This window comes from Blautia sp. BIOML-A1, assembly GCF_009883055.1.
Classification (GTDB): Bacteria; Bacillota; Clostridia; order Lachnospirales; family Lachnospiraceae; genus Blautia_A.
The window spans coordinates 1-21,714 of record NZ_WWVR01000041.1 but is presented as its reverse complement, the minus strand read 5'-3'; the positions used below and the strand labels follow the sequence as shown (position 1 = coordinate 21,714).

The following is a 21,714-nucleotide window of genomic DNA, read 5'->3' as shown; positions in this document are numbered from 1 at the left end:
TGTTTTTTCTATCTGCACACGTTGTTCTGCATTTGGATAGATTTTTATTTTTACTGCCCGGTTTATTTTCCTCACCTCTTATTTCTATATGTTGATAAAGGATTTCAATCATCACTTTTGAACATTTTGTTCTTTTTATTATAATACAAACCCATCGTCAGAACAAGTGTTTTCTATTTTTATTTACAAGATTCTTTTGAGCATTTATGCTCAGCTCCACAATTCATCTCACTACCTGAAGAGGTAGGAGAATTCTTGCTAAGCTTTGTTAAATAAATTTTATAATTGCAGGATAATCTTGTGTATTTGCCGGAAACATGTTACATTGATTAAGTCGGACTCCCGTTTCTGGGAGATTCCTTTTGAGATTTTCTAATCGTCATTCGACGAACTTATCCCATTTTTGAATCGTGCAGAAAGGAGAGATGCCTATGTCTGTATGAACATATTCCTGAATATGAACGATAAAAGGTAACTATTCAGCAGACACTGTTCCGCGAGGTGTTTTGGCATGAATATAAAAAAGGAGTGTGTTTTTTATGAAAAATAGAATATGGAAAACGACAGGTGTGGTGTTGGCCACAGTATGCTCTCTTCTGATTGGAAGCGGAAACAGGATCCAGGGTGCAGAAGCAGGAAATTATGGATATGAAGCAACAGCCGTGCAGGACGAAGAGCAGGGCACAGGAAATAGTTCAGAAGATTTTGAAATAAAAGATGAGGAAATTTCAGGATCAGATGAAGTAGAACTGCCGGAAGCAAGCGTACTTTTGGAAACCGCAGAAGAAGAGGAATTACAGGAAACTGAAGAAACGGAAGAAACTCCGGCAGTGTCGGAGGAGAAGGATGATTCCGTAAATCCAGATGTGACAGAGACACCGGATTTTCTGGATCAGGAGGAAAGTACCGTTCTGCCAGGCTGTAAGATGTGGATAAATCCGGAACAGGAGCAGATTAAGGCAGGAAAAGAACTGCTTTATACAGTGAAAATAGAAAATACAGGAAACTGTACACTTTATAACATCCATCTTGGCGCATCTTTTTCTGAAAAATTGCTTAAAGGAATCTGGGAGAAGGCAGAAGGGGCAGTGGTACAGGAAGAAACACTGAAACTGGATTTTCTGGAGACAGGAATGCAGAAAGAAGTGTATCTGTCTGTACAGATCCCTGAAGCACAGTCAGGAAAACTCAGCTTGAATATAGAGGGAAAAGCAGAGTACGAGCAAAATGGGGAAAAACAGATTTTGTCCGTGGAAGAAAGCAGAGAAACAGAAATCCTGCCATTAAAGGCAGACTTCCGGGTTACAAAGACGGCCGACAGGACAAGGGCTGTACCGGGAGATGAGATTGTTTTTCAGATATGCATACAAAATACAGGAGAGAGAACTCTGCATTCAGTAGTCACAACAGAAAAGTTCCGGCTTAAAAATGTCCCTGTAAAATTTCTGGAAGGAGAGGGACTTACTTTGAACAAAGACAGGACAAAAGCAAGAATTGAAAAGATCGACCCGGGATATTCCGTGGGACTTCTGGCAATAGTGACTCTTCCGGAGGATATAGATGATCAGAAGCTTATAAATGAGGTAACTGTAACAACAGCAGAAACAGGAGAGAGAACAGAAAGATCCAAAGCTGAAATTCAGGTATTCAGGGAGGCAGAGGCACCGACAGAAGTGCCGGAGGAGAATGAGAACACACAGCATACGGAAACAAAGGGAAAGGCAGCTTCTACACATCCAAAAACCGGAGACCCCATGAAACCTGTGTTGTGGCTTCTGGTGATCTCCGGTTCTCTTCTGGCAGCTGGCTGGGTGTACAGCCGGATGCGAAATCAGATGAAGTAAATAAAATTACAGAATATCGATATGTTCTCCGGCAAGAGCTTTGTTCATGCTTCGAACAGCACAGAATTTACCGCACATACTGCAGGTATCACTGTGATCATCTTCCGGAAGACGGTCATCACGGATTGCTTTTGCAGTTACAGGATCAAGTGCACATTCAAACTGTGCATCCCAGTCCAGAACGCGGCGGGCATCTGCCATCTTGTCATCGATATCACGTGCATGCGGGATACCTTTGGCAATGTCCGCTGCATGAGCTGCGATCTTGGAAGCAATGATACCATTTTTGACGTCATCGACATTTGGAAGTGCCAGATGCTCTGCCGGTGTTACATAGCAGAGGAAAGCAGCGCCGTTCATGGCAGCGACTGCACCACCGATCGCGGCTGTGATGTGATCATATCCAGGTGCGATATCGGTAACGAGAGGTCCAAGTACATAGAAAGGAGCACCCATGCAGATGGTCTGCTGAACTTTCATATTTGCTGCAACTTGATCAAGCGGAACATGTCCCGGTCCTTCGACCATAACCTGCACATTGTGATCCCATGCACGTTTTGTAAGCTCGCCAAGACGGACAAGCTCTTCAATCTGGCATACATCAGTAGCGTCAGCCAGACAGCCCGGACGGCAGGCATCTCCGAGTGAGATGGTAACGTCATGCTCTTCGCAGATATCCAGGATCTCATCGAAGTATTCGTAGAATGGATTTTCTTCGCCAGTCATGCTCATCCATGCAAATACAAGGCTTCCTCCACGGCTTACAATGTTCATTTTACGTTTATGTTTCTTGATCTGCTCAATGGTTTTGCGAGTGATTCCACAGTGAAGAGTAACGAAGTCAACGCCATCTTCTGCATGAAGTCTGACAACATCGACAAAGTCTTTTGCGGTCAGTTCAGAAAGGTCTCTCTGATAATGAATGACACTGTCATAGACAGGAACTGTTCCGATCATTGCCGGACATTCATGAGTAAGTTTCTGACGGAATGGCTGTGTGTTTCCGTGACTGGAAAGATCCATGATTGCTTCTGCACCGAGATCTACGGCTTTCATGACCTTCTGCATTTCAATGTTGTAATCTTTGCAGTCTCTGGATACACCGAGATTTACATTGATCTTGGTGCGGAGCATGCTTCCGACACCTTCCGGATCAAGACAGGTATGATGTTTGTTGGCACAGATGGCAACCTTACCTTCTGCTACGAGCTGCATCATCTTGTCAACCGGCATGTGTTCTTTCTCGGCAACAGTTTTGATCTGTGGTGTTACGATGCCTTTTCTTGCGGCATCCATCTGAGTTGTGTACTGAGTCATAATTTCCTCCTGTTATACTATAATGTTATATTAATTTGTAATTATTTTGCACTATCAGTTATAAAAATAAGCAGTATGTTGACCACCAAGAGTATGGTCTACCGGACCGTGACCCTTTCCGAGATCCAGTTTTATCCGAAGTGCTTCTGTGAGATACTCCTTTGCTTTCTTTACTGCATCTTCCAGAGTGTATCCCTTGGCGAGATTTGCAGCGATCGTGCTGGAAAGCGTGCATCCTGTTCCGTGTGAATTAGGGTTATCGATACGTTCTCCATGGATCCATAGTGCCTTCTGTCCGGTATAAAGAAGATCGTTTGCGTGATCGTTCCTGTGACCACTCTTCAGTAGAATGGCACAATGAAATCTGGCGTAAAGTTCATAACAGGCACGTTCCATGGAAGCGTCATCCGTTATGAGAAGACCGGTCAGAACCTCTGCCTCCGGAATATTCGGTGTGATCAGTTCTGCCAGAGGAAAGAGCTCCTCCTTGAGAGTGATCTCTGCCTCCGGATCCATAAGACGATGTCCGCTGGTAGATACCATGACGGGATCCAGGACAATGTGGGCAGGCTTATACTGACGGAGCCTGGAGGCAACACATTTCATGGCGTCAGGTGATGGAAGCATTCCGATTTTGACTGCATCCGGGAAAATATCCGAAAAAACCGCATCCATCTGGGCGGCAATAAAATCTGCCGGTGTTTCCTGGATTCCATATACACCGGTGGTATTCTGAGCCGTCAGTGCAGTGATGACACTGGAAGCATATACGCCATTCATGGTGATTGCCTTGATATCAGCCTGAATTCCGGCACCACCGCTGGAGTCGCTTCCGGCAATTGTGAGTACAGTTTTTAGTTTCATAGAGAGTTGTCTCCTTATTTGAAAAGCTTATAAACGGTTTGCAAAATAGATTTTTTCCTCGGCCACATCCATGAGCAGCGCATGGAACTGTCCGATGCCGCCGCCGTTCTGATCGATACGTGTACCGGCTTCTTCCGAAATCTCCTTCCAGATCTGACCGGCTGTGGCAGCGGCTTCAAAAGCAGAAGCACCACTGCAGCAGAACAGGGCACAAAGTGCAGAAAGCATACATCCGCCGCCTGTGATCCTGCAGAGTCTGGAATCTCCGCCTCTTAGAAGAAGAGTCTGTGTGCCGTCTGAAACAATATCTGTTTCACCCGTGATAAAAAAGGTGCAGCGATAAAGTCGGGCGGCTTTCATTGCGAGTGACTCCAGATTTTGTGAGTCCATATGAAGACTGCTTTCCACACCGCCGCGTGAAAAATGAGTTTCTTTTGCGGAATGGAAAGAACAGAGTACAGCGGCTTCTTCCTGATTGCAGCGGACTATAGATGGATGAACCTGCTCCAGAAGCTTCTTCAGCTCCTGTTGACGAAAGGAGCTTCCACCTGCACCTACCGGATCGAGGATGACAGGATGACCAAGCTGATTGGCTCGCTTTCCGGCAAGAATGCACGCTCTTATTTTGCCTTCGTCCGGAACTCCGGTATTAAGAAGGGTTCCCTGACAGAAGGTAGTGATCTCAGCAGCCTCCTGTTCATCCTGGGCCATTACAGCACTTCCGCCGGCCGCAAGAAGAATATTTGCAACATCATTCATAGTGACCGGATTGGTCAGACAGTGGATCTTGGGATGTTTTTTTAAGAGGGCATTCAGGATTTCATTTCTATTCATATCTTACCTCATCACAGAATCAAGTACCTGGCTTTTTTCAAAAATACGAAGAAGCAGGTAAGCAAGGATACTGCCGGCCAGAGTTGAGATAAAGAACGGAATCATGTATACCGTAAAGCCGGCAGGAGCGATTCCCATGGCAAAACGGGCAACCGGATAAGCGGCAAGTCCGCCTAAGATCCCGGTTCCGAGTGCTTCGGCAGTACAGGTAAGGCTCAGGCGTCTGGTAAAATGATACATAAGTCCGCAGCAAAGAGCCCCGACCATACTTCCCGGAAATGCAAGAATGCTTCCGATTCCGAGAAGATTACGGATCAGGCTTGCACAGAATGCGATGCCGATTCCCCACCATGGTCCAAGAAGAACAGCAGCAAATACATTGACCATATGCTGTACGGGTGCACATTTACTGCCAGCAACCGGAACACTCAGGAAACTGCCGACAACAGCAACCGCAGTCAGGACACCGGCAACCGCCAGCTTCTGCACAGCGTGCGTATTGTTTCTGGACATTTTGATGACCTCCTTTGTTTTGATGAAGATACCGTAAATATCAGGTATCCTGTTATATGAAACTTCTGGTCTGAAAAACAGCACAAAAAAGGAGAAATCCCGAGGGAATTCTCCTGAAAATATCGTCAGTATTTCCCTACGTTGGCATTATCCAAATCAGGTTAAGGGTCGAAACCATCCAGTTTCCTCTCAGCCAGCTTCAGCCAGCTCCCCTGTTTCATATAGAATTACATTAACTGTTGATTATTGCACAGCTAAAAAATACAAGATTATTATAGTTACTGTGCACTCTGTTCACAGTAACTTGGTCAAAATGCATTCCAAATCACCTTCGGTGATAGCATTTTGCCCCGTATGTCTCGGGATTTTGCCATATTCATGGCAAAACACCTCGCGGGATATTACCTGTGAACAATTATTTATTATACAACCTGTTGCTATATATGACAAGACATATTTGAAAAAGGGTCTAACCTGTGATATTCTATAATGGATTAAATCTCGAAGTGAGGAGGATCAAATATGAAAGTTTCATCATTATTAGAGAGATTGGAATATAGCTGCTGTCAGGGCAGCGTGGAACAGGAAGTCAGCACGGTAGAGTATGACTCCCGAAAGGTCATTGAGAATTCTCTGTTCATCTGCATCAAGGGTGCAGTTGTGGACGGACATAAATTTGTACCGGATGTAATCGCAAAGGGTGCGAAGACACTTGTGGTTCAGGAGGATATAGAGGCACCGCAGGATGTCACTGTTATTAAAGTAGAAGATACACGTTATGCTATGGCGTTTATCTCAGCAGCATATTTCGGACATCCGGCAGAGAAACTCAAGACGATTGGAATTACCGGAACCAAAGGAAAGACCACAACAACTTATATGGTCAAATCTATCCTCGAAAATGCCGGCTATAAGGTTGGTCTGATCGGAACGATCGAAGCGATCATCGGTGATGAGGTGATTCCGGCCGCTAATACAACTCCGGAATCCTTTGTTGTCCAGAAATATTTCCGCAAGATGGTAGATGCGGGCTGTGACTGTGTGGTTATGGAAGTTTCTTCACAGGGACTTATGCTTCACAGAACACAGGGCTTTGTTTTTGACTATGGTATCTTTACAAATATTGAACCAGATCATATCGGACCGAATGAGCACAGAGATTTTGCACATTATCTTGCCTGCAAATCCATGCTTCTCCGCCAGTGTAAGGTTGGTATCGTAAACCGCGACGATGAGCATTTTGAGAAAATTATTGAGGGACATACCTGTGATCTGGAAACCTATGGATTTTCACCGGAAGCAGATCTTCGTGCAGAAGATGCACATATGATCGGAGGCAAGGGATATCTCGGAATCTCCTATCATGTCAGGGGACTTATGGATTTTCCAGTGGAAATTGACATTCCAGGTAAATTCAGTATCTATAATTCACTGACTGCAATTGCAATTTGCCGTCATTTTAAAGTTTCTCAGGAGAATATCATCAGAGCACTCAAAGTTGCCAGAGTCAAAGGTCGTATAGAGATGATCAAAGTATCCGATGAATTTACGCTGATGATTGACTATGCACATAACGCAATGGCACTGGAAAGCCTTCTTACAACGCTAAGAGAGTATCATCCGCACAGACTTGTATGTCTGTTTGGCTGCGGAGGAAACCGTGCGAAATCCCGGCGTTATGAGATGGGAGAGGTTTCTGGAAAGATGGCAGATCTGACGATCATCACATCAGACAATCCAAGATTTGAGGAACCGCAGGCAATTATTGATGATATCAAGACCGGAATAGCAAGAACAAACGGTAAATATGTGGAGATCTGTGACCGTAAGGAGGCAATTGCCTATGCGATCCATCATGGAGAGCCGGGAGATATCATTGTTCTTGCCGGCAAGGGACATGAAGATTACCAGGAGATCAAGGGAAAGAAGTATCCTATGGATGAGAGGGTTCTGATCGCAGAAATCCTCAAGGAGGACCAGGACAAAAATCAATGATGTATGCAGATATCATTGTAGATATTTCACATGAGAAGCTCGATCGTAGTTTTCAGTATCGCGTTCCTTTGGAAATGGAGGATGAGATCCAGGTGGGAATGGTAGTGACGATTCCTTTTGGAAACGGAAACCATGAACGCAAAGGATATGTGATCGGGCTTTCCAAAGAGCCGGAATTGGATCCGTCAAAGATCAAGCCGCTTAAGGGCATCAGCAGCAGCCAGGAGACGACAGAAGAAAAACTGATCGTGCTTGCTGCCTGGATGAAAGAACGATATGGATCAACAATGGCACAGGCACTCAAAACCGTACTTCCGGTCAGAGAGAAGGTCAGGTCAAAGGAAAAACGTCGCATTTTGTTGAACATAAACGAGGAAGAAGCAATCGCACTTGCAGAAAAGCTTGAAAAAAGCAGATGTAAAGCGAGAGCCAGGATTCTGAGAGCTCTCTGTGAGAAGCCGGAGTTAGATTACACGGAAGCAGCCAAAAACCTCGGAATGACCTCGTCTGTGCTTAATCCGCTTGTGGAGCAGGGCGTGATCCGCATTCAGCAGGATGAGGTTTATCGTATCCCTGTAAAAGGAGAAGCGATTCCAAGAGAGAAGCTGTCTGAGCTTACAGAACCACAAAAAAAGGTTCTCGATCAGATACAGGAAGAATGGAAGCGGGAATCACCACGGCCGGTGCTTATTCATGGTGTTACAGGAAGTGGTAAGACCCAGGTTTATATGAAACTGATCGAGCAGGTAGTAGAACAGGGCAGACAGGTTATTGTGCTGATCCCGGAGATTTCGCTGACCTATCAGACAGTCAGACGATTTTATGGATGGTTTGGCGAAAAAGTATCTGTGCTGAACTCGCGTCTGTCCCTGGGAGAACGTTATGATCAGTTTCGAAGGGCGAAGCAGGGCGAGATCCAGATCATGGTAGGGCCGAGGTCGGCACTTTTTACACCTTTTTCCAGGCTGGGACTTATCATAATTGATGAGGAACATGAGCAGACTTATAAGAGTGAGAGCAGCCCGCGATATCATGCACGAGAGGTGGCAGTGCAGAGGGCGGTGCAGGAAGGTGCCTGTGTGGTCATGGGATCGGCAACTCCGTCTCTGGAAGCGTACTGTAGGGCAGAAGCAGGGGAGTATCTGCTTACAAAACTGACCGTACGTTTTGAGGAGCGTCCGCTGCCGGAAGTATCTGTTGTGGATCTTCGAGGAGAATTAAAGGCAGGAAACCGCTCGATCCTGAGCCGGAAACTTAAGGATTCTATCGAAAAGCGTCTGGAAAGAGGCGAACAGTCGATATTATTTCTGAACAGAAGAGGATTTGCGGGATTTGTATCGTGCCGTTCCTGTGGAGAAGTCCTTAAATGTCCGCATTGTGATGTGTCACTTACAGAACACAATAACGGGAAGCTGATCTGTCATTACTGTGGTTATGAGAGACCGGCAGTGGCGAAATGTCCGTCCTGTGGTTCGCCTTACATTGGTGGATTTAAGGCCGGAACACAGCAGATCGAACAGGTTCTTCATAAGACTTTTCCGAAGGCACAGGTACTTCGAATGGACTATGATACCACGAGAAATAAAGGAAGCTATGAGAAGATACTGTCCTCTTTTGCCGCACATGAGGCGGATATTCTGGTGGGAACCCAGATGATCGTTAAAGGACATGATTTTCCGGATGTGACACTGGTTGGTGCAGTGGCAGCAGATCTTTCCTTGTACGCGTCAGATTACCGCTGTGCAGAGAGAACTTTCCAGCTTCTGACACAGGCAGTCGGAAGATCTGGAAGAGGAAGAAAGCCGGGTGAGGCGGTCATTCAGACCTATCATCCGGAGCATTACAGCATTCAGGCTGCAGCAACACAGGATTATGAGGCTTTTTATCAGGCGGAGATGAGTTATCGGATTCTGATGGATTATCCGCCTGCAGCACATATGCTGTCGATCCTTGCAGCAGGAGAAGATGAGAAACTTCTGAGCCAGGGGATGGAGTATCTTGGTAAATTTGTCGGAACGGTCGGCGAAAAATACAAAGTCCATGTGATCGGTCCTGCCAGTGCTTCTGTTGGAAAGATTAATGATATTTATCACAAGGTTATTTATCTGAAGCATCAGGATGAGAAGGTGCTCATGGATATTAAGGACAAAGCAGAAAAATATATTGAAATAAATTCCGGCTTCCGGAAATTATATATACAGTTTGATTACGCAGGATAAAAGAAAGGAAGAAAGAAATGGCAATCAGAACAATCAGAACAGATGGAGATCCGGTGCTGAGAAAGATCAGCAAACCGGTAAAGGAAATTACACCAAAGATCGTAACACTGGTAGACGATATGCTGGATACCATGTATGAAGCGATGGGAGTAGGGCTTGCAGCACCGCAGGTCGGAATCCTCAAGAGGATTGTAGTTATTGACATCGGAGACGGCCCGATCGTCCTGATCAATCCGGAAATTCTGGAAACATCCGGAGAACAGACGGGAGATGAAGGATGCTTAAGCGTTCCGGGTATGGCAGGACAGGTGACCCGTCCGAATTATGTCAAAGTAAAAGCCATGAATGAGGATATGGAAGAAGTAATCTATGAAGGAACAGAACTTCTTGCAAGAGCATTCTGCCATGAGATAGACCATCTGGATGGAAAGATGTATACAGATCTTGTAGAGGGAGATCTGCACAGAACCAGCTATGATGAGGATGAAGATTTCGAATAATGACAGATGAAAAAAGGAGCATATTATGAAAATAGTTTATATGGGAACTCCTGATTTTGCCGTGCCGCCACTAGAGGCTCTTGTAAGATCAGGATATGAGGTTGCAGCAGTTGTAACGCAGCCGGACAAACCGAAGGGAAGAGGCAAGACACTTATGCCGACTCCGGTGAAAGAAGAAGCAATGAAGTATGATATACCGGTGTATCAGCCGCTTAAGGTCCGGGATCCGGAATTCGTGGAGATTCTGGAAAACATTGCTCCGGACATCATTGTTGTGGCAGCATTTGGACAGATCATTCCAAAGAAGATCCTGGATATGCCGAAATACGGATGTATCAATATCCATGCATCCCTGCTTCCAAAATACCGTGGAGCCGCTCCGATCCAGCAGGCGGTGATCGATGGTGAGAAGGAATCCGGTGTGACGATCATGAGAATGGGAACCGGCCTGGATACCGGTGATATGATTTCCAAAGTGGTTGTTCCGCTTGATAAAGAGGAGACAGGTGGAAGTCTTTTTGATAAGCTTGCACAGGCAGGGGCTTCTCTTCTGACTGAAACACTTCCTTCCATAGAAGATGGAACAGCTTCCTACGAGGTACAGCCGGAAGAGAGTCCGACACCGTATGCGGCGATGATCAATAAGAAAATGGGACTTATGGATTTCTCAAAAAGTGCAGCAGAACTTGAAAGACTGGTACGAGGACTGAATCCGTGGCCGAGTGCATATACTTTTCTCAATGGCAAGACACTTAAAGTATGGAAATCCACAGTAGAAAAAACAGTAAATGGTGGAAAAACTGTTCCGGGAACAATCATTGCAGTGGATAAAACCGGAATTTATGTAGCCTGTGGCGAAGATGTACTGGTTCTTTGTGAAGTACAGCTTGAAGGAAAGAAGAGAATGGAAACAGATGCGTTCCTTCGAGGATATCAGGTTGAGGTCGGAACAGTACTGACAGATCATAAGGAGTGATAAGATGTACACATATGGTTATGGATATTATGGATTTGACTGGACGTACCTTCTTCTTGTAATTGGTATGCTTTTGTCGCTTCTGGCATCTGCAAAACTAAAAAGTACCTTTGCACGTTACAAAAGAGTGAGAAGTGCATCAGGACTTACTGGTGAAGAAGCTGCCCGAAGGATTCTGTACAGTGCCGGAATTACAGATGTACAGGTAAGGCCGATAGCGGGCAGTCTGACGGACCATTACGATCCCCGGACGAAGACAGTGAATCTTTCACAGGATATTTACGGGCAGACTTCGCTGGCAGCAGTTGGAGTTGCTGCACATGAGTGCGGACATGCAATCCAGCATGCGACCAACTATGCCCCACTTGAAATGCGAAGTGCGATCGTTCCGGCAGCGAATCTGGGAAGCAGCCTGTCGTGGCCATTATTTCTGATCGGACTTTTTGCAGGGATCCAGCCGCTGGTGACGGCAGGAATCGTATTGTTTTCACTGGCAGTCTTGTTTCAGCTTGTAACACTTCCTGTTGAGGTCAATGCATCTTCAAGAGCTCTGAAAATGCTTCAGAGTACGGGAATTCTCGGATCAGACGAGGCAAAGGGAGCCCGCAGCGTGCTGACAGCAGCTGCAATGACATATGTTGCAGCTTTAGCCGGATCAATCCTGCAGCTTCTGAGACTTATCATACTGGCAGGAGGAAGACGTGATGACTAGCGGCATTAATACAAGAGAAATGATACTGGAGATTCTTCTTCAGATCAATGAAGAAGGAGAACACAGTCATATTGCAATCCGAAACGCACTTTCCAAATATCAGTTCCTTCCAAAGCAGGAACGTGCCTTTATTACAAGAGTCTGTGAGGGGACTCTGGAATACAGGATCCTGATCGACTATATTATAGATTCTTTTTCAAAGATCACAGTAGACAAAATGAAACCGCCGATCAGAGAAATCCTGAGAAGTGCAGTATATCAGCTGAGATTTATGGACAGGGTACCGGACAGTGCCGTATGCAATGAGGCAGTGAAACTCGCACAGAAAAAAGGCTTTTACAATCTGAAGCCTTTTGTGAATGGGGTGCTTCGAACCATCGCGAGACAGCAGGATGAGCTTGAGTATCCGTCAAGAAAGGTAAATCTGGTACGACATCTTTCAGTCCGGTATTCCATGCCGGAGCCGTTGGTTCTCCGTTGGCTGAATGATTACGGCGAGGAGATCACGGAGAAGATGCTTGCAGATTTTCTGAAAGAAAAACCGGTGACAGTACGCTGCCGTACATATCTCAACTCGGTGGAAGAGACCTGTGAAAGTCTGAGAAATCAAGGGGTTAAGGTAGAGCCGGCACCGTATCTTCCTTATGCATTCAAAATCTCAGAATACAATCATATTCTGGCACTGGATGCGTTTATTCAGGGAAAGATCGTGGCACAGGATGTCAGTTCCATGCTGGTTTCAGAGATTGCAAACCCGCAGAAGGGCGATTACATCATCGATATGTGTGCGGCTCCGGGCGGCAAAAGCATTCATCTTGGAGATAAGATGGAAGGCTTTGGTACTGTGGATGCACGTGATGTCAGCCAGTATAAGGTGGAGCTTATCAACGAAAACATTCACCGTACAGGAGCTATCAATGTTCAGGCTCATGTGCAGGATGCGACGGTATTCGATGTGGAATCTGAATGTAAGGCGGATATTGTTCTTGCAGATGTACCATGCTCCGGATATGGAGTGATCGGAAAGAAACCGGAGATCAAGTATCGCTCTACTGTACAGAAGGAAGAAGAACTGGTGATTCTTCAGAGGAATATTCTGGATAAAGCTGCAGAATATGTAAAACCAAGAGGAGTACTGATCTTCAGTACCTGTACGGTTGCCAAAGAAGAAAACGAAGAAAATATGATGTGGTTTATGAATAACCATCCATTTAAACTTGAAAGTATTGATGAGTTTGTTCCGGATGAGCTTAAATCCGAAACGACCAGCCTTGGATATCTGCAGCTGCTGCCGGGTGTTCATGGAACGGATGGATTCTTTATGGCGAAATTCAGAAGGAAATAAACATGACAGATATAAAATCAATGACGATTGAAGAACTGAAAGGGCTTATGACAGAGCTGGGCGAAAAGCCGTTTCGTGCAAAGCAGATATACAGCTGGCTGCATGAGCACCTGGTTACTTCTTATGATCAAATGGAAAATATTCCCAAAAGTCTCCGACAGAAGCTAGAGCAGTATCCGATCACAGTACTGGAGACGCTGGACGTTCAGATATCAAAGATAGACGGTACCAGAAAGTATCTGTTCCGTCTGTCCGACGGAAATATGATTGAAAGTGTTCTTATGAAGTACAAACACGGCAATTCCGTCTGTATTTCTTCACAGGCAGGCTGCCGTATGGGCTGCAGGTTCTGTGCCTCCACGATTGGAGGTCTGACAAGAAACCTGCTTCCGTCAGAAATGCTGGATCAGATATACAGGATACAGGATTCTCTTGGTGAGAGAGTTTCCAATGTGGTAGTGATGGGAACGGGCGAACCGATGGATAATTATGACAATCTCCTTCGCTTTATACATATTCTCACGGAAGAAGGAGGCATTCATATCAGTCAGAGGAATCTCACGGTATCGACCTGTGGACTGGTGCCGCAGATCTATAAACTTGCAGAAGAAAAACTGCAGATGACGCTGGCAGTATCTCTTCATGCACCAAACGATGAAAAACGGCGGGAACTTATGCCGATCGCAAACAAATATACAATCGATGAACTCCTGGAGTCCTGCCGGAACTATTTCAACAAAACCGGCAGAAGAATCACTTTTGAGTACAGTCTGGTCGCAGGTGTAAACGACAGCAGAGAAGATGCAAAAGAGCTTGCAGACCGTCTTAAGGGACTGAACTGCCATGTAAACCTGATTCCGGTAAACCCTGTAAGAGAGCGTTCTTTCGTGCGTTCAACCAGGCAGGCGGTGGAGAATTTCAAAATAAATCTTGAAAAATACGGAATAAATGGTACTATTAGAAGGGAAATGGGCAGCGATATTGACGGTGCCTGTGGCCAGTTAAGAAAACGTTACATGGAAAAAACAGAAAGTGAGAAGTGACATGAGGGTATATTCAGCTACGGATGTAGGACAGAAGCGGAAAATGAACCAGGATTATGTGTTTGTTTCCGAGACCCCGGTAGGAAATCTCCAGAATCTGTTCGTTGTTGCCGATGGCATGGGCGGTCATAATGCAGGAGATTACGCGTCCTCTCATGCTGTTCAGACATTGGTGGATGAGATTCAAAAAGACGCAGATTTCAATCCTATCAAGGTAATTCGTCATGCCATTGAGACCGCCAATACAGAGATCCTTGAGTCCGCCAGGAGAGATGAAGCACTGCGCGGAATGGGAACAACTATGGTAGTGGCCACGATTGTAGGGCATTATCTGTATGTTGCAAATGTTGGTGACAGCCGCCTGTATATCATCCAGGGAAAGATTCGCCAGGTTACAAAAGACCATTCACTGGTAGAAGAGATGATCAGAATCGGAGAGATCAAGCGGGAAGAGGCAAGAAATCATCCGGATAAAAACATTATCACGAGAGCACTTGGTGCGGAGAGAACTGTCGATATTGACTTTTTTGACCTTAAGATGGAACCGGGCAGTACCATCCTTATGTGTTCCGACGGTCTGAGCAATATGGTAGAGGACAGCAAGATTGAGGAAATTATACTGAACCAGAACGAGGAACTGCCACAGAAGGGTGAAAGACTTCTGAGAGAAGCCAACCAGAATGGTGGTAAGGATAATATTGCAGTGATACTGGTAGAACCATTCACGAATGAGGTAGAAAAATGTTAAAGACAGGAACAATCATAGCAGAACGTTATGAAATTTTAGGGAAAATAGGCACCGGCGGAATGGCGGATGTCTATAAAGCAAAAGATCATAAGCTTAACCGCTTTGTTGCGGTAAAGGTATTAAAGCCGGAATTCAGAGAGGATACAACGTTTATCCGTAAATTCCGCAGCGAAGCACAGGCAGCAGCAGGTCTTACACATCCGAATATTGTCAATGTATTTGACGTAGGAGATGATGGCGGTGTTTATTACATCGTTATGGAACTGATCGAGGGAATCACTCTTAAGGAGTATATTGCCAAGAAAGGGAAGCTTTCCATCAAGGAAGCCACAAGTATTGCCATTCAGGTGTCCATGGGACTGGAAGCTGCACATAATCATGGAATTGTTCATCGTGATGTGAAACCTCAGAATATCATTATTTCTACAGATGGTAAGGTAAAGGTCACAGACTTTGGAATCGCAAGAGCGGCTTCTTCCAATACGATCAGCTCCAATGTGATGGGATCTGTACATTACAGTTCACCTGAGCAGGTCCGGGGCGGATACAGTGATGAGAAGAGTGACATCTATTCTCTTGGTATCACTCTTTATGAGATGGTCACAGGAAGAGTTCCTTTTGACGGAGATACGACAGTTGCAATTGCAATCAAGCATCTTCAGGAAGAAATGGTACCGCCAAGTGTATATACCGAAAATCTCCCATACAGTCTGGAGCAGATCATTCTGAAATGTACACAGAAGAGTGTTGGGCGCCGTTACGAAAAAATGGAAGATGTGATCGCCGATCTGAAGCATTCCCTGATCGATCCGCAGGGTAATTTTGTTACTTTATCCTCAGTAGATAATGAGGCTAAGACAGTTGTTATTTCAGATGAAGAGCTGGGAGAAATCAAGAGTACTCCACGTACCTCTTCACAGAAGCCGGAAGTAGATGATCTGGAAGAGGAAATCTATGATACAGATTATGACCAGGACGATGATGATTACGAGGAAGCTCCAAAACGCAAAAAATCCGCCAAGAAGAAAAAAGGTCCTAACACAGCAGTTACGATCGTTGCCCTTCTGGCAGGAGCTGCAGTTTTAGTCGGTGCAATTTTTGTAATCGGTAAGGTATCGGGTATCATAGGAAGTAATGGAACGGAAAATACACAGAAGACAGAGCAGGAAACTGCTTCAGCAGACCAGGATGGAATGGTAGCAGTTCCGAATCTGGTAGGTAAGACAGAGGATGAGGCTGCTGCACTTCTGGAAGAAGAAAAACTTGGTAAACAGATGATCGGAGAGGAGAACTCCACACAGGAAAAGGGAAGAATTTCTTCTCAGGATATCCCGGCGGGAACCAAGGTAGAGCAGTATACAACAATCAAATATCATATCAGCAAGGGACAGCAGGAAATTACAATTCCGGAACTTTCAGGTCAGACAGGTGTGGATGCACAGCAGACTCTCGAGGATATGGGACTTACTGTAACTGTACAGAAAGAATATAGTGAGGCTGATGACAGCGGATGGCCGCTTGTCGAACCAGGATATGTGATGAGCGTATCTCCGGAAACAGGCACAAGCATGACAGCAGGAGACTCTGTTACACTGACTGTCAGTCGTGGTCTGGATCATGGTGATACTGCACAGATTCCGAATGTAGTAGGAATGACAAAGAATGAGGCACTTACAGCACTTGGCAAATGGGTGGATATCCAGGTTACAGAGCAGCAGAGTGCAGAGGTACCGGCTGGTCAGGTTATTTCTCAGGATCCGTCAGCAGTTTCAGAGGATGATGACACTGCATATGGCGATCCGGATGAACCAATGGCTATTGTAGTGAGCTGTGGAGACCAGGCACCGTCAGATACAACAGCAGCAGACACAACAACGGATACGGCTGCAGCAGACAATACGGCTCAGCAGAATACCGCAGCTGCAAATGGGGAAGTATGGAAATGTACACAGACTTTGAATACTCCGAATGGATATCAGGGCGGAGCAATTCGTCTGGAACTGATCCAGGAGGCAAATGGTGAGACTACTTCAACGAAAGTGGTTGACGGAGAGGCAATTACTTTCCCATATACTCTGGATATCACAGGTGTTCCGGGTGTAAGTGAAGGAACCTTATATGTATCAGAGCTGATCAATGGAAACTTCCAGCAGCTGGGATCTTATCCGCTGACTTTCAAGAAGGCAGAGTAATCCATGCAGGGAAAGATCATTAAGGGAATTGCAGGATTCTATTATGTTTACGGAGAAGATGATGCACTTTATGAATGCAAAGCCAAGGGTATTTTCCGTAAGGACAACCAGAAACCTCTGGTTGGTGATAATGTAGAAATCACAATATTGGATGAAGCAGAACGGAGGGGGAATCTGATCAGGATTCTTCCCCGTAAGAATTCCCTGATCCGTCCGGCAGTTGCCAATGTGGATCAGGCATTTGTGATTTTTGCGATGGAAGATCCAAAGCCGAATTTTATGCTTCTGGATCGTTTCCTTATCATGATGGAGCAGGCAGGTATCCCGGCAATCATATGCTTTAACAAAAAGGACCTTGCCTCAGAAAAGGAAACACAGGAACTTTATCAGACATATCAGAACTGCGGATATCAGGTACTTCTTACCAGTGCACTAAAGGAAGAAGGAATCGAAGAGATCCACCAGATACTTAAAGGAAAAACTACGGTTGTGGCAGGACCTTCCGGTGTCGGCAAGTCTTCCCTGACGAACCTTCTCCAGCCTGGTGTTCAGATGGAGACAGGAGAGATCAGCAGGAAACTTAAAAGAGGCAGACATACAACCCGTCATTCACAGGTGATCCCTGTGGGGGAGAATACATTTCTTATGGATACTCCGGGATTTTCTTCGCTGTATCTCACCGATATGGAAGAGCAGGAGCTTAAGGATTATTTTCCGGAATTCTTAAGGTATGATGAACAGTGCCGTTTCCAGGGATGCAGGCATATTCATGAGCCAGGATGCAGAGTAAAGGAAGCTCTTGAAGAGGGCGAGATCAGTAGAATCCGATATGAAGATTATCTTAGTTTATATGAAGAATTAAAAGAGAAAAGGAGATATTAAATGGAATATCAGTTGTGCCCGTCTATTTTATCAGCGGATTTTAACCGTCTGGGCGAACAGATTCAGATACTGGAGAAACAGGGAGTGAAATGGCTCCATATTGATGTTATGGATGGAGATTTTGTGCCGAGTATTTCTTTCGGAATGCCGGTGATCCGTTCTATCCGAAAAGAATCCAGAATGTTTTTTGATGTGCATCTTATGGTAAGTGCACCGGAGCGATATATTCAGGATTTTGTAGACTGCGGTGCAGATTCTATCACGGTACATTCAGAGGCCTGTGAGGATCTGGAGCGTGCGATCGAACTGATCCGTGATGCAGGTGTCAAAGTGGGCGTGTCCATCAAACCGGCAACTCCGGTCAATGACATCAGTCATCTGCTGGATGAGATAGATATGGTTCTGATCATGACTGTACAGCCAGGGTTTGGCGGACAGAAATATATTCCGGAATGCACAGAAAAGATCCAGGAGCTCAAGGAGATCATCGACAAAGAAGAACTGGATGTAGACATTCAGGTGGATGGTGGAATCAACGATTCTACTCTGGAGACAGTGATGGATGCTGGAGCAAATCTTCTTGTGGCAGGTTCCTATGTATTTAATGGAGATCTTGCATCAAATGTTCAGAGAATACAGGAAAAAATTGAGAATATCAGCGAAAGACTGAATTGAGGCACGAGATGAAAGATACGATCATCGTAAGCGGGGGCAATATCCAAAAAGATTTTGCCCTCGATTTTTTGAAAAAAAACAGAACAGAACACACCTGTATCATTGCAGCGGACAGAGGTGTGGAATTTTTTATGGGGACAGACCTGAAACCGGACATTGCAGTGGGAGATTTTGACAGTCTTTCAAAAGAAGGCGAAGCATATATGGAAACTCTCACAAATACGGAAATCCTCCGATTAAAGCCGGAAAAAGATGACTCCGATACGCAGTCAGCGGTGAACTATGCGATAGAGCATGGTGCCGGAAAGATTATGATCCTGGGCGCAACCGGAAACCGGATTGACCATCTGATGGCAAATTTCGGTCTTCTGATGCTGGGAAAATCAAAAAACGCACAGATTATTCTGGCAGATAAATATAATTATATGTGCCTGATCGAGAATGGAACGATTCTCAAAAAAGAAGAGCAGTTTGGAAAATATATTTCTTTCTTTCCGATAGGAGGAGAGGTCTGCAATCTGACTCTTAAGGGATTCAAATATCCGTTGGATGGTTACCGCCTTAGGACAGAAGACAGCGGTCTGACTGTCAGTAATGAATTCAGAGAGGCGAATGCAGAAGTTACATTTGATTCCGGCACACTGCTTATGATCATGTCCAGAGACTGAAAGACAGCGTAGTTACAGATAGACTTTTTATAATGTGTGTGCTAGAATGAAGCAGAAAATATAATCAATAATAACGAAATGGAGAAATAGAGATATGAAACTTGGAATCGTGGGACTGCCAAACGTAGGTAAAAGTACATTGTTTAACTCCCTGACAAAAGCAGGGGCAGAATCTGCAAACTATCCGTTCTGTACCATTGATCCGAACGTGGGTGTTGTAACGGTACCGGATGAAAGACTGAAACTTCTGGGAGATTTTTACCACTCAAAGAAGGTCACTCCGGCAGTGATCGAATTTGTTGACATTGCAGGACTTGTAAAGGGAGCATCCAAAGGAGAGGGACTTGGAAACCAGTTCCTTGCAAACATCCGTGAAGTAGATGCCATCGTTCATGTAGTGCGCTGCTTTGAGGACCCGAATGTCATCCATGTGGATGGAAGCATTGATCCGCTCAGAGATATTGAAACCATCAATCTGGAACTTATCTTCTCAGATATTGAGATTCTGGAGAGAAGAATTGCAAAAGTGACCAAGACCGCTCGTATGGACAAAGAAGCTGCCAAAGAACTTGATTTCCTTCAGAAAGTCAAGACACATCTCGAGGACGGACAGATGGCGATCACAATGGAACTGGAATCAGAGGATGAAGAAGGCTGGATGGGAACCTATAATCTTCTGACCTGGAAACCGGTGATCTATGCCGCAAACGTAAGCGAGGATGATCTGGCAGATGACGGAGAGTCCAACGAATATGTACAGGCTGTGCGTAAATATGCAGCAGAGCAGAAGAGCGAAGTATTTGTAATCTGTGCGGAGATCGAAGAAGAAATTTCCGAACTGGATGATGATGAGAAAAAAATGTTCCTGGAAGATCTGGGACTTAAGGAATCCGGTCTTGAGAAACTTGTAAGAGCAAGCTACAGTCTTCTTGGATTAATGAGCTTCCTGACTTCAGGTGAGGATGAGACACGTGCATGGACGATCAAGATTGGCACAAAAGCTCCTCAGGCAGCCGGAAAGATCCATACAGATTTTGAGCGTGGATTTATCAAGGCAGAAGTTGTTAATTATAAAGATCTTCTTGACTGTGGTTCCTATGCAGGAGCAAGAGAAAAGGGGCTTGTCCGCATGGAAGGAAAAGAATACATTGTTCAGGATGGAGATGTGATCTTATTCAGATTTAATGTATAATGAAGGTGTTTTATGAATATGTCGATTCGTTTTCCACATTTAGGTATCAACCTTGGATATGTGGGTAAAACTGTTTCGGTTTTTGGGTTTGAAATTACCATATATGGGATTTTTATAGCAGTCGGAATGCTTGCCGGGCTTTCCTTTATCATCCTGCAGGCAAAGAGACAGAACCAGGATCAGAATCTTTATCTGGAGGCACTGATCCCGGGAGTCGTGTTTGGCGCGGTGAGTGCCAGAGTATGTTATATAGCTCTGCACTGGAAAATTTTTGCTAAAGAACCTCAGCGGGCATTATGGGATATCCGTACGGGCGGAATGGTCATGTATGGTGCACTTCTTGGCGGTATAGCAGCTTTGGCTGTTTTCTGCAAGATCAGGAAGCTGTCATTTGGAAGAATGGCAGATACCATCATCCCTGGTGTGGTCATCAGTCAGATGATCGGAGTGTGGGGGAATTTTTTCAGCAGAGAGTATACAGGAAGATATACAGACAGCATTCTGGCTATGCAGCTTCCGGCAGAGACTTTAAGCGGTGCAAGGCTGACGGCAGAAATGCAGGAAAATATAGTGAAGATAGGAGATATTTCCTATGTTCAGGTGCATCCGCTGTTCATTTATGAGAGTCTGTGGTGCTTTTTTCTGCTGTGTGTGCTTCTTATTTATACGAAACGGAAGAAATTTCAGGGAGAGATCTTTATGAGATATCTTGCCGGATACGCGTTGGGAAAAGCAGGAATTGAATTTCTGTGTACGGACAGAATCTGTATTCCGGGAACGGAGATTTCCGTTTTTGTGCCGGTTTTAGCAGGGATTTTTGTGATATTCAGCATCGTTGCGACTGTAAGGCGTATTCTTTCCAAGAAGCGTGAAAAGATTCACAGACGTCGGCTGGAAGAGCGTTATGCAAAGGAAGAAAAATCCTCACGAGGCTATGAAGATATGCAGAGCTTTGAAGATGTCAGGGATGAGTTTCGGGAAGTTTTTGCAGAGGCAAAAGAGAAACCATCAGAGGAAGCCAATCCTGAAAAATCCGAGGAATTACAGAAACCGATTTCAGATTCTAAATGAAAAGCCTAATCCCCCAGCTATGCTGGGGAGAATGGAGTAGGCGGAAGCGGTGAGGATAACAAAATAAAGCCTCCTGTGATATGATGAGAATGGTGTCGCAAGCCAAACTCAAAATCAAAGGAGG

General features: G+C 45.1%; 20 protein-coding genes and 1 riboswitch. Of the genes, 15 read left to right on the top strand and 5 right to left on the bottom strand.

Going from position 1 to position 21,714, the window contains the following annotated elements; translation table 11 throughout:
* Window positions 1-75, bottom strand: a 75-nt coding sequence (locus GT674_RS18275) for a helix-turn-helix domain-containing protein (RefSeq protein ID WP_161286371.1), incomplete at its 3' end; no start/stop codon positions are given.
* A gap of 464 nt (window positions 76-539) precedes the next feature.
* On the opposite strand from GT674_RS18275, the gene GT674_RS14600 reads away from it, so the two are divergent.
* Window positions 540-1,844, top strand: coding sequence for a DUF11 domain-containing protein (locus GT674_RS14600; RefSeq protein ID WP_161286370.1), 1,305 nt, complete (start codon window positions 540-542; stop codon window positions 1,842-1,844).
* 6 nt (window positions 1,845-1,850) lie between these two features.
* Here the strand turns inward: GT674_RS14600 and thiC are convergent, their stop codons facing one another.
* The 4 genes from thiC to thiW are packed head-to-tail and all read right to left on the bottom strand — an operon-like array spanning window position 1,851 to window position 5,372.
* The gene (thiC, locus tag GT674_RS14595; protein WP_161286369.1) at window positions 1,851-3,161 is read right to left on the bottom strand and encodes a phosphomethylpyrimidine synthase ThiC; all 1,311 of its coding nucleotides are present in this window, start codon (window positions 3,159-3,161) and stop codon (window positions 1,851-1,853) included.
* 54 nt (window positions 3,162-3,215) lie between these two features.
* Window positions 3,216-4,025, bottom strand: coding sequence for a bifunctional hydroxymethylpyrimidine kinase/phosphomethylpyrimidine kinase (gene thiD / locus GT674_RS14590; protein WP_161286368.1), 810 nt, complete (start codon window positions 4,023-4,025; stop codon window positions 3,216-3,218).
* A gap of 27 nt (window positions 4,026-4,052) precedes the next feature.
* Window positions 4,053-4,859, bottom strand: coding sequence for a hydroxyethylthiazole kinase (locus tag GT674_RS14585; protein ID WP_161286367.1), 807 nt, complete (start codon window positions 4,857-4,859; stop codon window positions 4,053-4,055).
* 3 nt (window positions 4,860-4,862) lie between these two features.
* Window positions 4,863-5,372, bottom strand: a complete 510-nt coding sequence (gene thiW, locus GT674_RS14580; RefSeq protein ID WP_161286366.1) for an energy coupling factor transporter S component ThiW — start codon at window positions 5,370-5,372, stop codon at window positions 4,863-4,865.
* Between the two features lie 116 nt (window positions 5,373-5,488).
* Window positions 5,489-5,596, bottom strand: a riboswitch (TPP riboswitch).
* 298 nt (window positions 5,597-5,894) lie between these two features.
* On the opposite strand from thiW, the gene GT674_RS14575 reads away from it, so the two are divergent.
* From GT674_RS14575 to GT674_RS14510, 14 genes are all read left to right on the top strand, one after another.
* On the top strand, window positions 5,895-7,367 hold the full coding sequence (locus GT674_RS14575; RefSeq protein WP_161286365.1) for a UDP-N-acetylmuramoyl-L-alanyl-D-glutamate--2,6-diaminopimelate ligase: 1,473 nt from the start codon (window positions 5,895-5,897) through the stop codon (window positions 7,365-7,367).
* Window positions 7,364-9,586, top strand: a complete 2,223-nt coding sequence (priA, locus tag GT674_RS14570) for a replication restart helicase PriA (RefSeq protein ID WP_161286364.1) — start codon at window positions 7,364-7,366, stop codon at window positions 9,584-9,586. Before GT674_RS14575 ends, priA begins: the two co-directional genes overlap by 4 nt.
* Window positions 9,587-9,603: 17 nt before the next feature.
* The gene (gene def, locus GT674_RS14565) at window positions 9,604-10,086 is read left to right on the top strand and encodes a peptide deformylase (RefSeq protein WP_161286363.1); all 483 of its coding nucleotides are present in this window, start codon (window positions 9,604-9,606) and stop codon (window positions 10,084-10,086) included.
* A 25-nt stretch (window positions 10,087-10,111) separates the two neighbouring features.
* Window positions 10,112-11,062 carry a methionyl-tRNA formyltransferase gene (fmt, locus tag GT674_RS14560; RefSeq protein WP_161286362.1) on the top strand — a complete coding sequence of 317 codons (951 nt, stop codon included), beginning with the start codon at window positions 10,112-10,114 and terminating at the stop codon, window positions 11,060-11,062.
* 4 nt (window positions 11,063-11,066) lie between these two features.
* A complete protein-coding gene (locus GT674_RS14555) occupies window positions 11,067-11,774 on the top strand; it encodes a zinc metallopeptidase (RefSeq protein WP_161286361.1) in 708 nt (235 codons plus the stop codon).
* Window positions 11,767-13,119 (top strand): 16S rRNA (cytosine(967)-C(5))-methyltransferase RsmB, encoded by a 1,353-nt coding sequence (rsmB, locus tag GT674_RS14550; protein ID WP_161286360.1) that lies wholly within the window; start codon window positions 11,767-11,769, stop codon window positions 13,117-13,119. Before GT674_RS14555 ends, rsmB begins: the two co-directional genes overlap by 8 nt.
* A 2-nt stretch (window positions 13,120-13,121) precedes the next feature.
* Complete coding sequence (gene rlmN / locus GT674_RS14545) at window positions 13,122-14,162, top strand: 23S rRNA (adenine(2503)-C(2))-methyltransferase RlmN (RefSeq protein ID WP_161286359.1); 1,041 nt, start codon at window positions 13,122-13,124, stop codon at window positions 14,160-14,162.
* A gap of 1 nt (window position 14,163) precedes the next feature.
* Window positions 14,164-14,910: a Stp1/IreP family PP2C-type Ser/Thr phosphatase gene (locus GT674_RS14540; protein WP_161286358.1), complete on the top strand. Its 747-nt coding sequence runs from the start codon at window positions 14,164-14,166 to the stop codon at window positions 14,908-14,910.
* Window positions 14,904-17,102 carry a Stk1 family PASTA domain-containing Ser/Thr kinase gene (pknB, locus tag GT674_RS14535; RefSeq protein ID WP_161286357.1) on the top strand — a complete coding sequence of 733 codons (2,199 nt, stop codon included), beginning with the start codon at window positions 14,904-14,906 and terminating at the stop codon, window positions 17,100-17,102. Before GT674_RS14540 ends, pknB begins: the two co-directional genes overlap by 7 nt.
* 3 nt (window positions 17,103-17,105) lie before the next feature.
* Window positions 17,106-17,984 (top strand): ribosome small subunit-dependent GTPase A, encoded by an 879-nt coding sequence (gene rsgA, locus GT674_RS14530; protein ID WP_161286356.1) that lies wholly within the window; start codon window positions 17,106-17,108, stop codon window positions 17,982-17,984.
* Window positions 17,985-18,659 (top strand): ribulose-phosphate 3-epimerase, encoded by a 675-nt coding sequence (gene rpe / locus GT674_RS14525; RefSeq protein ID WP_161286355.1) that lies wholly within the window; start codon window positions 17,985-17,987, stop codon window positions 18,657-18,659. It begins immediately after the preceding gene.
* Between the two features lie 8 nt (window positions 18,660-18,667).
* Window positions 18,668-19,327, top strand: coding sequence for a thiamine diphosphokinase (locus GT674_RS14520; protein ID WP_161286354.1), 660 nt, complete (start codon window positions 18,668-18,670; stop codon window positions 19,325-19,327).
* Between the two features lie 94 nt (window positions 19,328-19,421).
* Window positions 19,422-20,519 carry a redox-regulated ATPase YchF gene (ychF, locus tag GT674_RS14515; RefSeq protein ID WP_161286353.1) on the top strand — a complete coding sequence of 366 codons (1,098 nt, stop codon included), beginning with the start codon at window positions 19,422-19,424 and terminating at the stop codon, window positions 20,517-20,519.
* Between the two features lie 12 nt (window positions 20,520-20,531).
* Window positions 20,532-21,590 (top strand): prolipoprotein diacylglyceryl transferase, encoded by a 1,059-nt coding sequence (locus tag GT674_RS14510; protein WP_161286352.1) that lies wholly within the window; start codon window positions 20,532-20,534, stop codon window positions 21,588-21,590.
* Window positions 21,591-21,714: the final 124 nt, after the last annotated feature.

Bases quoted from the DNA above. Each gene is read 5' to 3' on its own strand.
- GT674_RS14585 (WP_161286367.1), bottom strand. From the start codon at position 4,859: ATGAATAGAAATGAAATCCTGAATGCCCTCTTAAAAAAACATCCCAAG.
- pknB (WP_161286357.1), top strand. From the start codon at position 14,904: ATGTTAAAGACAGGAACAATCATAGCAGAACGTTATGAAATTTTAGGG.
- rsmB (WP_161286360.1), top strand. From the start codon at position 11,767: ATGACTAGCGGCATTAATACAAGAGAAATGATACTGGAGATTCTTCTT.
- thiW (WP_161286366.1), bottom strand. From the start codon at position 5,372: ATGTCCAGAAACAATACGCACGCTGTGCAGAAGCTGGCGGTTGCCGGT.
- thiC (WP_161286369.1), bottom strand. From the start codon at position 3,161: ATGACTCAGTACACAACTCAGATGGATGCCGCAAGAAAAGGCATCGTA.
- GT674_RS14540 (WP_161286358.1), top strand. From the start codon at position 14,164: ATGAGGGTATATTCAGCTACGGATGTAGGACAGAAGCGGAAAATGAAC.
- GT674_RS14555 (WP_161286361.1), top strand. From the start codon at position 11,067: ATGTACACATATGGTTATGGATATTATGGATTTGACTGGACGTACCTT.
- def (WP_161286363.1), top strand. From the start codon at position 9,604: ATGGCAATCAGAACAATCAGAACAGATGGAGATCCGGTGCTGAGAAAG.
- fmt (WP_161286362.1), top strand. From the start codon at position 10,112: ATGAAAATAGTTTATATGGGAACTCCTGATTTTGCCGTGCCGCCACTA.
- GT674_RS14600 (WP_161286370.1), top strand. From the start codon at position 540: ATGAAAAATAGAATATGGAAAACGACAGGTGTGGTGTTGGCCACAGTA.
- GT674_RS14510 (WP_161286352.1), top strand. From the start codon at position 20,532: ATGAATATGTCGATTCGTTTTCCACATTTAGGTATCAACCTTGGATAT.
- rsgA (WP_161286356.1), top strand. From the start codon at position 17,106: ATGCAGGGAAAGATCATTAAGGGAATTGCAGGATTCTATTATGTTTAC.
- rlmN (WP_161286359.1), top strand. From the start codon at position 13,122: ATGACAGATATAAAATCAATGACGATTGAAGAACTGAAAGGGCTTATG.
- rpe (WP_161286355.1), top strand. From the start codon at position 17,985: ATGGAATATCAGTTGTGCCCGTCTATTTTATCAGCGGATTTTAACCGT.
- GT674_RS14575 (WP_161286365.1), top strand. From the start codon at position 5,895: ATGAAAGTTTCATCATTATTAGAGAGATTGGAATATAGCTGCTGTCAG.
- ychF (WP_161286353.1), top strand. From the start codon at position 19,422: ATGAAACTTGGAATCGTGGGACTGCCAAACGTAGGTAAAAGTACATTG.
- thiD (WP_161286368.1), bottom strand. From the start codon at position 4,025: ATGAAACTAAAAACTGTACTCACAATTGCCGGAAGCGACTCCAGCGGT.
- priA (WP_161286364.1), top strand. From the start codon at position 7,364: ATGATGTATGCAGATATCATTGTAGATATTTCACATGAGAAGCTCGAT.
- GT674_RS14520 (WP_161286354.1), top strand. From the start codon at position 18,668: ATGAAAGATACGATCATCGTAAGCGGGGGCAATATCCAAAAAGATTTT.